We start from the raw sequence: 13603 nt of genomic DNA on the forward strand, positions 1-13603 counted from the left end.
TAACTATTCTATAAAAAAACAATAAAAGAATTTCTTATATGTAAATATATCGGCTTTTCCAAGACCCTCGATAACTAAAAGCGTCTCAAAAAAGCCGATTTAATAAGTTCTTTATTTTTTTCTAATATGTTTACTCTTTTCAGCCGCATCAAGCACATCGGGAACAGCTCCCGTCTCCGATGTCTTTCCCGTCGATTCGCAGCGTACGGTAACTCTGTTTGCACCACCGATCGTACAGGTAAAAAGAGTCAGATCCCAGTCGCCCGCTTCCATCTCTTCGGCGTCATAAGATCCAAGCGTTTCCATATTGGTAACTTCAAAATAAAAGCTCTTTCCGTTCATATCGGTGATCACAACTTCATCCCCGGTCGAAAGCAGCTTTAAGTTTCCGAAATGCTCAACATAATTATGCCCCGCGATTATGAGATTATTCTCATATACAGAGCCCTTGTATCTACACACTGATACTTTGGCGTTATCCTTGCCCCATTCGCTCTGTATGGGGAGCAATAGACCAAGACTCGGTATCTCGACCGTTCCGACAAAACTCCTGCCTCCGACATCGACAACAGGCATATCGCCCGATTCGTCATAATCAAGAACCATACCCGGCATCTGCTCGACAACACCCTCGAGAAGTTCATCCGAAGCTTTTCCCGCCTCGGCGCTCTCATTAAAGTTATGTCTGATCAAAAAAGCCGCCGCAAATATGAAGATAGCTCCAATCGCTATATAAATGTATCCGGAATATTTCTTCATAAATTTTTCCTCTGTTTATTATATTATACCCCATGAGCAAGGTAACTCATGGGGTAATATTCATGCTTTTTTATGGTTTTTCCTGATTCCTTTTACGATGAAAAAGATACCAACGATCAAAAGAATCGGAAGCGGCCACCAGAGCTGTCCTGTCTGAGGAAGTCTCCTTGCGCCCAAAACGGCAGGGAGTTCCCTTATTGCTCCTAAAACATCAGGAAACTGCGGTGGTCCGGGAGGCGTACTCGGAGGTCCTCCGGGAGGAGTTCCGGGTGGTCCCGGTGGTGGCGGAGTCGTATCGTTATACGTATTGGTCATGGTATAAACCACCATAAGTCCGTCAGAATCTTCATTCTTGGTGATAGAAACCGTATAAGAAGAATTGTTGCCCTCAATGGTCTCTTCGAATTCCCAAATATATCCGGGCTTATCCTTCCATGAATAAGACCATCCGTTGCCACTGTTAAGTGTCACTCTCTTATATTCTTCGCCGTTTCTTTTTATAAGTACCGATATGGATGTAGGTCTTACATTCTCATTACCGGAATCATTCCATCTCTTATGAAGCTCAAATTGAACCTCACGATCTATATCATATTTTTCACATTTTGCGGTAGCCTCAGCAATGTACTGTGCACCGTCGTAAATCCATTCATCATCATCACCGAGCTGCGGAACGGTAACCAGGAAAGGAGAAAAGACATATCGGCAATCATCATACAAAAGATCCTCTGTATAGACCAGATATAATCCAAGTCCGATGCCTGAAAATGAAGCTTTTCCATTCTGCGAAACCGAAGTGTATGCAGGCTTATGCTGAAGTACCGCTGTAGGCATTACCGCCTCAAGAACCTGTTTCCACTGCCCCTGATCCTTAATGGAATTAATCGAAATCGATGTTAAACCGGCGTAATCCGAATCAAGCGTAAATTCGCCTATCTCAGTTACACTGCCTATCTTGTAAATATGAGATTGTACGCCGTCAAACAGCTTGTCGTCGCCAAATTTGTAGGTCACGGAAAGCGAACCCGTTTTGGTAAGGTCCACGGCACTTCTGGCGTGTGCATCAACGGAATATGCTCCGACGGCAGCCATAAACACCATCACCGCGATCAATATTCGGCTAAAGATACTCTTTACCTTGTTCATAAAAACAATCCCTCTGAGAGTAGCATTATGCCTTTACTCCCTTTGCCTTCTTAGGCCTTCTTGTTCTGATCAAAAAGACTATAAATGCTATCAACAATATCGGCGCACCAATAAACGGTGCAACGATCATATTACTGTACCTCGTAGCGTCCGCAGGTACTATCAATCTGTTTTCTTCGTTATAATCAACACGTCTTGCCCTTACAAGCAGCCTGTGTGTATTGATACCGTAGGGTGTGCAAGTTACAAGCGTGACGTATTCTTTTCCATCGACAATTGCCAGGTCATTGGTCTCCTCAGGAAGAACAATGTTGATCTTATCAACCTGATATGCAAAAGTCTGATCCAATATGTGTAAAAGAAATGTATCACCCACGATCATCTGATCGAGGTCTGAAAAAAGCTTTGAGGATGGAAGTCCTCTGTGTCCCGAAAGTACAGCATGTGTACTCTTGGTTCCCGTCGGAAAAGAAGTTCCTTCCAAATGTCCTATTCCGACCTGAAGTACTGATTCTTCTGTGCTGTGATATATAGGAAGATTAACCCCAATATTCTCAATCTCTATATATCCCATAATACCCGATCCGGTGACATTCAAAACACTGTTGTATTTATCCAGATCTTCACCTTCAAGGTTAAAATTCAGAGGCTTTTTGGCAAGTTCTTCGTTATACTCATAAGCCTCCTGCCACATCTTCGTATAATCTTCCTTGGGGATATTGTGAACAATCTCCTCATAGTTGGATATCGCGCGGCTCTGGTTTTTTGAATTGATATAGTTACTGACAGACGGGTAGAGGAAAATAACGATTCCTACAATAAATATCAGTCCGAATATTAAGTTTGGTAAGATTCTCGTAATGCCTTTCTTCATCTGACAGTTCTAACTTCTTCACCTCATTGTATTTTCGAATCTTATATATTCTTCGGGGGAACCCCTTCCCCCGAAGAATATTGTTATTCAACAAGATTCAAATTATATAATAATTTTTTTCATACCGATTATAAGAATTATTCAGCGTCAGCTTTTCTGCGAACGATGAAATATGCAATGCCTGCAACGATGAGGATACCGCCAACAATGTAGAAGATTGTTGTTCCGATCCCACCTGTTGAAGGAAGTGTAAGACCTGTTCCATCCTCAACCTTCTCAACCTGTACTGCTTCAACGGTAGAATTCTTTGTTACTACCATCTCCTGAGCGTGCTCATAAGTTGTGCCGCCAACAGTAACTTTGCCTTCAAGAAGATTGTATCCCTTAGGAGCCTGTGTCTCTACAAGAACATACTTCTCGGGTGCAAAACCTGTGATAAGAATGTTATCAGCCTCAACAGTTGTGAACTCTGTAACTGTTCCGTTAGGATTAACCTTATACTCGGTATCTGAAACCTTTGTAAGTTTAACAAGTGAGTTATCAAACTCTCTGTAAATCTGGAACTTAGCATCCTTAAGAAGCTTCTCTTCAGCATCTCCCTTTGCAATCTTTCTGATTGCTACAGGGTATGTGTAATCCTTGATCTCAATATGTGTTCCGTTACCTTCTTTACCATATGTAAGGTAAGCTTCGTTGATATTAGGTGAAGGGTTGATAACCGCATCTTCATTTAATACTGCAGTATATTTAACAGTTACAACAGTATCCTTATTGGGCTCACCGTCAAATACAATTTCAAAGCCCTTTCTTCCGTTATCGTTAACGAAATTATTGTTGATCGTGTATGTAAGTCCTGCATTGTCGGGAGCAAATGAAATGTTTGCATCCGTAACCTCTTCAAGTGTAAGTCCGTCTGTTACACAGTCATGGATTGCATAATCCTTACCGCCAACCTTAAGATCTGCAGTAACTGTGTACTCAATAGTATCACCGATCTGATGATCTCCACCTGTAAGATCTGTATATACAAGTGCAGCGTTTGTTGCACCTGTCTCTTCCTTGTTAAGATTAGGAATATCGTTCTTTTCCTGAACCTCAACATTAGGAGTTGCTGTATTAACTGCTACAGCAGAACCAAGTGATGAATTGATTACATAGTAACCAAACTCGGGAACTGATATTGTTGCATCACCGTCAGCGGTTGCTGTTGTTGATCCGTCAGCTGAAATACCGTTTGCAAGCGCATAAGCAACAGCTGCTCTACCAAAAATAGCTACATTGGCATCTGTTAATCCTGATGCATCAATGATACCATTGTCACCGATCTTAAAGAAATCAGCCATATCTGCGGACTGTGCAGCATTGTTCTCGTCTGTATAGTTAAATACATAGGACTCGAATCCCGCAAATACAGGATTAAGCTTATAAATTCCGCCTGCGTCTGCATTGCTCTCATCTGCGGGCTCATAATCAAATACGCGATATGCGTTATATTCCTGATTTTCCCTAGCCCCGGTTATTGTAATAGTTCCGCTAGCCGCAAAAGCGGTAATCCCCATTCCCAGTACCATAATCGATACGAGGAGGCCCATTATGAGTTTTCTTAGTGTTTTCATATTCCTCTCCTTCTTTTGAACCTTGTAAATGTGTAATATTGATAGTGTATCCGGTGCAAATGAGCACCTGTTTTAAAGCTTCCCTGCTTTAAATCCTTTCCTTCGAAGATGAATCTTACTCTTCATCCTCCTTCTTGCGTCTCTTTCCGAGGAGGCACGCACCTGCTCCCACAAGAGACATTACTGTTGCTCCCGCTCCCGCAACCACATACGGAAGTTCTCCGATTCCTCCTGATTTAGGAAGAACATTGCCGCTTCTTTCGTTGGATACTTCAAGCATTGTATTGATACCTTCTGCATAGACATTTTCCCAGTTGGTATCCATAGCAGTCTGCTGATCCTTGAAGAATGCGTAGTATGTAATCTTAGGTGCATTTCTGTATTCGTTCTGACCTGTGGAATCACACTCTACGATGTGATACTTCACTCTGTCAGGTACGGCTACTTCTGCGGTCCATTCATTTCCGGGACTAAGTGCTATAGGTCCCTTAAAGAACTCAAGTGAACCGTCATCATATGACTTGTACAGGTTTACAAATACCGTTCCGAAATCCGTTGTTTCTGCCGGAGGTATAGGATTTCCATCAAGTGTCCATACCTTTTTGAGCTTAATGTAAGGTGTATTCGTAAGTGTGATCGTCGTGCTTCCGTCAGCTCCGATATCCGTTCTGTTCTCGCTATTCTTGTAGCCGTTAACGATTCCTACGGAATCTTCGCTTGCGGATGTTTCGTTGATCACATTTCCTGACGCATCATATACGACATATTTAAGAGGATTGAGCTGTACAAGCTCGCTTCCGTTGTCGTAATACTCATCGGCTGCATATTCATATGCATTTCCGTTTTCATCAAAGGCTTCGAGATCTTCGAAGTTGTATGCCTTGGAAGTTGCCATTCCGCCACTCATATAGTAGTCAGAAGCAGGTATCACAAATCTCTCAACTTCTTCGAAGTCACCGCCTGAAACTCTTCTCTTAAGTACTACAGTGATATCCCAGATATCGTCTGTACTGTTCTGATTCCAGTTCTTAATTACAGATACCTTGGTAGGTGTCTTGTTATAGAAGCCTGCGTTTACAGGATCTATATAATTGGCATCGGTGCAATAATCAACAACGCTTGCGTTATTTGCAATGATAGTATCAATAGCATCCTGATCGGCAATCCTGTAATATGTACGAACCACATTGGTCTGATCGACATAGTAGTCGACTTTGACTGCCATTATCGCGTTATCGATAGTTGTCTGAACATGGTTGCCATTATCAGGATTGGTCTCCACAAACATGAAGTAGTAGGTCTTTCCTACTTCCATATTCCAAGCACATTCTCTTGTATCTACCGTATACTTGATACTGCTGCCTACATTAGAGATAAAGTTAGGCACCTTACCCGAGCCTGATCCGAAGATTCTTCTGTCTGTACCGATAACGTTTCTGTTCTCATCGATCATTCTGATCCAGAAATTGAACTTAAGAGTGTTATCGCTAAGAAGACTTCCGTTCAGATACTTGAACATCTCGATATCAAAAGGTTTACGCGACTTGTTGTAGAAGCCTACAAGTTCTGTAATCCTGTGAGCGTCATTATAATATCCGCTTCTAAAGCTTGATAATATGCTCTGAACTTCCTGTTCGTTTATTCTGTAATAACAGATCTCATTTATAGCTCGTCCGTTCTTGCCGGGATAATATTTAACCTTAGCAAGAAGTCCGCTCTTATCCTTAAGATAATCGCCTGTTGTATCATTCTCAGTCATCATGAAGTAATAGGTATTCTCACCGCCATACTCCATGCCGTAATCCGCAGGATTATTAAAGCTGTATTTGATCTGCCACTGATCATTGGTTATGTTATTGTCGATAACCTTCCATGAGCCCTGCTTCTCATCAAACATGCGAAGAGTAAATTTAAACTTACCGCTCTCTGTAGGTCCTGCATAATACTGATCTACGTATTTTTCAAACTCAAGATCAAAAGGAACAACCGTATCGTCTACGTTTGAAACATCAGCAAATCCAGACTCGTCAAGGTATCTTCTTACATCGATCTTGTGTATCTCACAATCCTTTTCGATTGTTTTTCCGATTACTGTTCCGCAATATGAACCTGTTGTAAGTACATATGCATCAGGTGCCACAAGAGTACCGGACATTATGTCCGCGTTGATCTTACCTGTATAAGGAACAAAGCCACCATTACCGTCTTTCTGAACGGGATTTATTATTATTCTGTTGGCGATCTCATTCCAATCACCGGTTCCCTCGCCGTTAATCGTAATCTTACCGAGCTTATACTCCGGAACTCCGGTAAGATCGATATTAAGAAGCAAGAACTGATCGCCTATATCAATACCTGTGTTAACGGCATAACCGTCATTCACATTCTCCGGGAATCCAAAATATCTACGGGTCAGGTCGTTCTCAAGGGTGGGAGGTCCGTAATTTGTAGGAGCTCCTCCGACGAGATTGATTACCTTTATTCCGTTTGCACTACAAGCATCTTTGTTGGCGTTAACAAGCTTAGAAGAAGCTGCTTTGGCATTACCGAGCAAAGTAGTAACATCTACCGGGAACTCACCATCATATCTCTCAGTGTGATATGATTTTCCATTATGTCCGGGCGTATCTTTATACGCTGTATCATACGTAACACTCTCATAACCGGTACGATTGTTAGGATTTATCAAATAATAAATCGTAGCTCCGTTAACCTGCTGAAGAACATATTCTCCGGTATAACCATTCATATTCTCAACATAGCTGTCCGTAAACAGGCTAATGCTGTCATTGTAACCTTTTAATTCTGCCTGTCCGTATTGAACGGTATATTTTCCGTTCTTTTCACCGTTCATTACAGGTCTTCCATACGCATCAAGCTCAAATACATAGAATTTGGAATATACTCTGTTTGTCTGTATTTTTGCAAAATCAAATGTATAGGAACCTTCTCCATTTGCATTCGTGGTGATACTAAAAGCACTGTTCGGGATCTCGACTTTAGCTTCAGGATCGGAATAAAGCTTAAAATTAAATGTTCCTATCTTATTAGGTCCTTTTACGGTCTTATGAACCGTAATATTATAGCTGACGAGATGCTTATATACTTTCTCCGAGTTACCTATTGTAAAGTTCTGTATATTGTGGATATTCCTAACCGCAATATTAGCTTCACTGTGCTGGCCGTTAGGATACTGTTTTCCTCCGCCATAATAATCGATAGCTACAGCGCCGAAGTATGTTGCATCACCAAGCATTTCTACCGCACCATTCGGTGTGAATGATTCTCTTCCATCCCATGTATATCCGTCATCGGAATATGTAACCGCGCCGTATACCGAAAAGGATGCTGTCGTAAAGCTGATGACATCGGCGTCTTCTCCAAGGCTTACTTCGCTCTCGGTAAGAATATCTACATCGATATCGTCTGCAGAAATGCCTGTAGCATCACTTGTTGATGCATAGCCTTCTTTAACCGCTTCTTTAATAGGGAAGTGAAGGACAGATACGTCTTCCTCTTTTTCTGTTTCCATCTCGGATGAAAGCTGGCTGTCATCGAATGAAACAGATACGGAAACCGTTCCTTCTTTAGGCTCATACTCGATTTCATCAAGTACGAATGCTATATCAAAGAGCATTGTGTTGCTCTCATCATATTCAATTGCTTCTTCTCTGCCGGCTGCCTCTGCAATTGCCTGTGCGTTTGCATTGAGGGCATCCATATATGCATCGTAGTTGTATCCGCTTGTGAACTTGTCGAGCGGAGTAACGTTAAGTCCGATTCCCTTAGGGAACTCTTCGGGTTTGGACAAAATAACCGTTACAGTCATTCCGTCTACAGAAACAACAAACTTCTCCTGAGTGTTAACTTCGTCATAAACGAGCTTAAGATCTGTATCCTCAGTGATCTCGATCTTTTCGCCATCTTCCGTTACTGCTTCATAATATACATACTCAAGGACCTCTTCTTCGTCCTCAGCAAGTGAAGCTGCGCTGTCCTCATTCTCTTCTTTTGTTACGGATACTTCCTTGGTCTTCTTATTTATAGTAACGACCTCAGTCTCTTCTTCACCAAGAAGTGCCTTCTTATATATATATCCGTCAAATTTCTTTGCATCTTCTTTTATGTCAAAAGAATCTGATATAGAAAGTTCTTTTGCCTCAGAAAACTCTGTTCCCTCAGCATCAACATAATAGACTGTAATTACAACATCCTTAAGCTCTTCAAGTTCCTCTTCCTCCAAAGAAACTTCGCTTGAAGCCTCAATTGATGTCTCGCTTGATTCAAGACTTGAAGCATCATCAGCAGCTGCGGTTGTTGCCTCGCTTGAAGCATCATCAGCAGCTGCGGTTGTTGCCTCGCTTGAAGCATCCGATGCGGACTCGGAAGAATCTTCGTCAGAAGCCTCATCACTTGCGCCTTCACCGAGTGTGGCCTTATCTGCTGCCTCGTCCTCGTTCTCGTTATTTTCTTCCTCTACAGGATTTTCAGGCTCATCGCCTTTTTCCTTATCTTCATCAACGCCGTCTTCTTTATTGGTATCATCGGCATTATCATCATCGTTATTATTATTGTCTTCCCCGTTATTATCGTCGCTTTCATCATCCGGGTTAGCTGACTCATTGTCCCCATTGCCATCGTCTCCGGATTGATCATCCCCATCGTCGTCGCTATCACGATACATGCTCTCGATAAGCTCCTGCTCATCCTCATCACTCGCCGTATCAATGATTCCGATCGAGCCAAACGCATCCTCGGTCATAGCTGTAGCAGGCTTGTTGAGCATGTACAAAGTTACCGTTCCGGTAAGCATTGCAATGCACAGTGCAAATGCCAACCATTTCCTGTAGTTGCGGTGTCTCTTGATGTAGTTTTCTGCGCGATTTTCAACACTCTTGCGCATATTCCTGGTCCTCTTTACCTGTAAAAAACGTTCGCGGTTACATTATGACTGACTAAGCTGTTAAAGCCCTCCCGATACATTAAACGGAAAGACTCTGAATATCACTTTGCCGATAAGCTGCTCTCTGGTTACACAGCCAACGACACTGCTCCTTGAATCTATAGAAGCACTTCTGTGATCACCCAAAACAAAGTATCTGTTTTCAGGCACTTGATATGGGAATTTTATATCTGTTGGATCAAAACTTTTTTCAGCGTACGGCTCATCAAGCAGTTCCCCATTAACCGAGACATTGCCGTCGTTATCGATGTTTATCCAATCACCGGGCGAACCAACCACTCTTTTAACCAGAACCTTGTTGTTGTAGTAAAAAGCGATAAGCTCTCCGGGTTCAAACGTTGAACTGTTCTGCGCTATCACGATCTGTCCCGTTTCAAGAGTAGGCGTCATGCTGTCTCCCGTAACCCTCAGTACCGTGATATAAAAGCTTGATATCAAGACAGCAAGTGCTGCCACGATAACCACCACATACAATGTGTTTCTAAGTACTTTCTTATATTCTGTTTTGCTTTTTTCTCTCTTAAGCTCTTTTTTCAGATCGTTTAGAGAGGGTTTTAATTCTTTTTCTTTACTCATCTACGTTGTCACTTTTTTTCTTTCTGCCTTGTCCGGACGATTTCTTTTTAGGAGCTTTTTTCTCGTTCTCTTCTTGAGTAGCTTCGCTTTTGGGCCAGAGGTTCATCTGAGCTTTTGCCTTTTCGAGTTCTTTCTTAAATTCCATGTACTCCGCTTCCGCTCTCTTTTGAAGAGTTTCAACAAACATGTCAGCCGATTTCTGCGCCGCCTCCATGATGCCTCCGAGTTGGATGGATGCCTCTGCAAGTGATTGAGAATTCTCTATCTTAAACATTGCATCGTCAACCTGCTTTTGAAGTTCATCCTTCTCTCTTGTGAGTCTGGCTTTAAGGCCGTTTATGTCTTTGTCGAACTTAGCTTGCATCTCGACCTTCTGCTCATTGAATTTGGTTCTCATCTGACGCTTCTCTTCGTCAAAATCCTTGAGCATTCGGCTTCTTTCTTCGGCCATCTCCTTAAGCAATTGCTGCTTCTCTTTCTCCAGTTCTTCCTTCAGTTCTTCTTCATGTTTCTTAGCGGCTTCCGCTTCCTCCGAAAATGTGATCATCATCTCGAGAAGCTCCGCTCGGCTAAGTTTTTTAAGATTAACTTCTGCCATAGCCCGTCCTTGTGAGTAAAAAAATAGTACATGCACCGGCCTTTCGGTCTTTGCATGTACCTTAATAAATCTAGATTATCGGCGTCGCAAAGTATCTTTGGCCAGTTGCTCTTTGGAATTACATTCCATGTACCCACCGGTTTCCCGGTCGTTCATCCATGAACCTATATTGTACCGTAATTGTAAAAAATAAGACCGTCTGCTAGTACAGTCCGGTCACCATCTTGGTGCCAACGAACCAGCACCAGCAACTGGCTGTCTTTCACTTATGTGATTAAGACCCTTTAGCTTTGCGTCACCATCTTTCGATGGCTTTGCCCTTTAAACGCTTAGTTTTCTCCCTGGAACAATTTCTAAAAAAATATATAGGTTGATTATCAATATAAACCATCGGACACAAAAAAACAACTACTTTTTCACAGAAAGTTCACAGTTTTTATTCATAACGCTCGCAAACTCAGTAAACATCAGTGATACAAAATTTCAAAAATTTTTCAATTTTCTTTCAGTTTCCGTTAAAAAACATCAACATGACGATTTTAAGCTGTTTTTCGAGGTATGATCATCCTCTTTTTTTATAATGATTTTATCAAAATCGACTAAAGACGAGCCAAAAAAAGCACAAAAAAACAGCCACCTTGGAAATTTTGTTTCAAAGTGACTGTTATAAGTTTCGATTATATTATCAATTATCTCTTAAGCTGCTTCAATATCTGGAGCATCTCATCAGATGTGATGATCACTTTACTGTTAGCCTGGAATCCACGCTGTGTTGTGATCATGTCGGTGAACTCTTTTGCAAGGTCAACGTTACTTGACTCCAAAACTCCTGCCGTCATGTATCCGCCGTCATAGGTGATATCCATGATCATTGCTTCTCCGGAGTTAAGTGACTGAGCGTAGAGATTGTCTCCGACCTTCTCAAGTCCCATAGCATTGTTGAACTCAGCTACCGCAACCTGCGCAATCTTAACGGTCTGACCGTTTGAATACTTGGCGAATATAGATCCGTTATCAGTAACTGAAAGTCCTGTCATGGTGCCGTTTGCGTATCCCTGATTAAGTCCCTGTGTATCACCTCTGTATCCGTAGAATGAAGAAGTGTGGTTGCCGTTGAGGCTGGCAAAATTGGATGTGTTTGTGAAGTCAACATCGATAGGGCCTATCATTCCGGCCTGTCCGCCAAACTCCATATGAACCATTCCGTTTGCGGAACCACCGGCGCTTACAAGTCTTCCTGTGTTCTTGCTGTAAACAAGATCAAAGCTGCTGTTGGTTGTATTTGTTATAAGGTTTCCGTTTGAATCCTGAATTGACTTAAGTGAAAGATTAAATGTGTTGTCAGCATCATCTCCGCCGTCAGTGAGACTGTATTTAAGAGTATAAATCTCACCGTCTCTTCCGAAAACTTCAAGTCTTAGGGTCTTGCCTTCATCACTACTAAGCTCATGATCGAGACTGTCTATGTTTCCTCTGAAATACGAAGCGGATGTAGCCGTTCCGTCTATAGTCATTGTATCGTCGGATATAAGCTTTAAGTTTGTGAGATTAACGTTGCCGCCTCTGGGAATATTTCCGTCTCCCATGATACCGAGAACATAGAATCCGTTGTTCTGAGTAACGAGACTTCCTTCAGCGTCAATCGTGAAAGCACCGTCCCTGCTGAAATTACGTGTTGCAGGATCTGTGCTCGCATCAGAAGAAACCACGAAAAACGAATCTCCCGTGATCATAAGGTCGAATGCATTTCCTGTTGTCTGCATTGAACCTGACTTAGATATATTGGTGTATATTGATGCAACCTTATTTCCGTATCCCAGCTGAGAAACATTGGTTGTAGCGGTGGTATCACCGGATCCCGTGCCGTTCCTTACTGTCTGATAAAAGATATCCGCAAAACCGGTTGCCTGTGATTTATAAGCAGTTGTATTTACATTGGCGATGTTATTACCTATAACATCCATCTCAAGTTGGTGAGTTGTAAGACCGGCCACACCTGACCAAAGCGATCTCATCATAAAGCATTTACCTCCGAAGAGAAAAAAAGGAAATAGCTACACTACTTGCTATTTCCTTTATCGGACGTTTTCTTATTTTTCTTTAGAGCTTTTTGTAAAAAAATTCAGAAATATTTTTATCAGTTATTTTTCATGCTGACTCTGCTTGCTGCGGGAACAGAAGACGTGATAAACGCATTAGCTCCGATAACGGAACCTTTGCCGATAACGGTCTCTCCTCCAAGGATTGAAGCACCTGAATAAATGGTAACGTCATCCTCGATAGTGGGATGTCTCTTGCTGCCCTTAAGCGCCTGTCCGCCTCTTGTCGAAAGACCTCCGATGGTAACGCCCTGATAAATCTTGACGTGCTCACCGATTATCGAAGTCTCACCTATAACAATACCCGTGCCGTGATCTATCATAAGATACTTGCCCATCGTAGCTCCGGGATGAATATCGATACCTGTCTTGGAATGAGCATACTCAGTCATTATTCTGGGAATAAGCGGCACCTTAAGAAGATACAGCTCATGAGCTATCCTGCTGACAGTCGTTGCAAAAAGCCCCGGATAAGAAAGGATTATCTCCTCCTTGCTGTATGCGGCGGGGTCTCCGTCGTAGCAAGCCTGAACGTCTGTATCCACATATTCTCTGATCTTGGGAATATGCTTAAAAAACTCATGCGTAATGCGTCTTGCGCCGCAATCAAGCGTCTCCTCCGAAGTCTCCTCATAATCCTCACTGTGTCTGAACGCGATCGCGATCTGCTTCTGAAGATTATAGATGACATCCTCAATTACAATGGAAATCCTGTTGTTGTCATTGTAGCTCTTGTATACCTTGTCCCTGTAATATCCGGGATAGATAATTCTAATGAGCTTGATAACGATATCTTTTACCGCGTCTCTGTCGGGCTGATTAAAGATATCCATCTTGTCGATATCTCTGCCCTTCTCATAGTCTGTAAGTATCAGATCCACGATATCTTTTATCTCGTTCTTAATGGAGTTCTTGTTATCATCGTATTTGTAATCCATGATAATACCTCATTGTTTTTTGACATCTATCTCA

Annotated in this window: 9 protein-coding genes and 1 riboswitch; all 9 genes read right to left on the reverse strand. The window is 42.1% G+C overall.

Features of this window, described 5'->3' with window-relative positions; all coding sequences use genetic code 11:
• Positions 1–111: 111 nt before the first annotated feature.
• Positions 112–759 (reverse strand): sortase, encoded by a 648-nt coding sequence (locus D6853_RS06320; RefSeq protein WP_120657191.1) that lies wholly within the window; start codon positions 757–759, stop codon positions 112–114.
• Between the two features lie 60 nt (positions 760–819).
• Positions 820–1905 (reverse strand): Cna B-type domain-containing protein, encoded by a 1086-nt coding sequence (locus tag D6853_RS06325; RefSeq protein ID WP_120657192.1) that lies wholly within the window; start codon positions 1903–1905, stop codon positions 820–822.
• 25 nt (positions 1906–1930) lie between these two features.
• Positions 1931–2779 carry a class C sortase gene (locus D6853_RS06330; RefSeq protein WP_120657193.1) on the reverse strand — a complete coding sequence of 283 codons (849 nt, stop codon included), beginning with the start codon at positions 2777–2779 and terminating at the stop codon, positions 1931–1933.
• A 137-nt stretch (positions 2780–2916) separates the two neighbouring features.
• On the reverse strand, positions 2917–4395 hold the full coding sequence (locus D6853_RS06335) for a SpaH/EbpB family LPXTG-anchored major pilin (protein ID WP_120657441.1): 1479 nt from the start codon (positions 4393–4395) through the stop codon (positions 2917–2919).
• 115 nt (positions 4396–4510) lie between these two features.
• Complete coding sequence (locus D6853_RS06340; RefSeq protein ID WP_120657194.1) at positions 4511–9298, reverse strand: LPXTG cell wall anchor domain-containing protein; 4788 nt, start codon at positions 9296–9298, stop codon at positions 4511–4513.
• 60 nt (positions 9299–9358) lie between these two features.
• Positions 9359–9934 (reverse strand): signal peptidase I, encoded by a 576-nt coding sequence (gene lepB, locus D6853_RS06345; protein WP_120657195.1) that lies wholly within the window; start codon positions 9932–9934, stop codon positions 9359–9361.
• On the reverse strand, positions 9927–10532 hold the full coding sequence (locus D6853_RS06350) for a hypothetical protein (RefSeq protein ID WP_120657196.1): 606 nt from the start codon (positions 10530–10532) through the stop codon (positions 9927–9929). Before D6853_RS06350 ends, lepB begins: the two co-directional genes overlap by 8 nt.
• A gap of 243 nt (positions 10533–10775) precedes the next feature.
• Positions 10776–10861, reverse strand: a riboswitch (cyclic di-GMP riboswitch).
• A 360-nt stretch (positions 10862–11221) separates the two neighbouring features.
• Positions 11222–12550, reverse strand: a complete 1329-nt coding sequence (locus D6853_RS06355; protein WP_120657197.1) for a flagellar hook protein FlgE — start codon at positions 12548–12550, stop codon at positions 11222–11224.
• Positions 12551–12669: 119 nt separating this feature from the next.
• Positions 12670–13569, reverse strand: a complete 900-nt coding sequence (gene epsC / locus D6853_RS06360) for a serine O-acetyltransferase EpsC (RefSeq protein ID WP_120657198.1) — start codon at positions 13567–13569, stop codon at positions 12670–12672.
• Positions 13570–13603 lie beyond the last annotated feature (34 nt).

It is taken from the genome of Butyrivibrio sp. X503 (genome assembly GCF_003625475.1).
Lineage (GTDB): Bacteria > Bacillota > Clostridia > Lachnospirales > Lachnospiraceae > Butyrivibrio.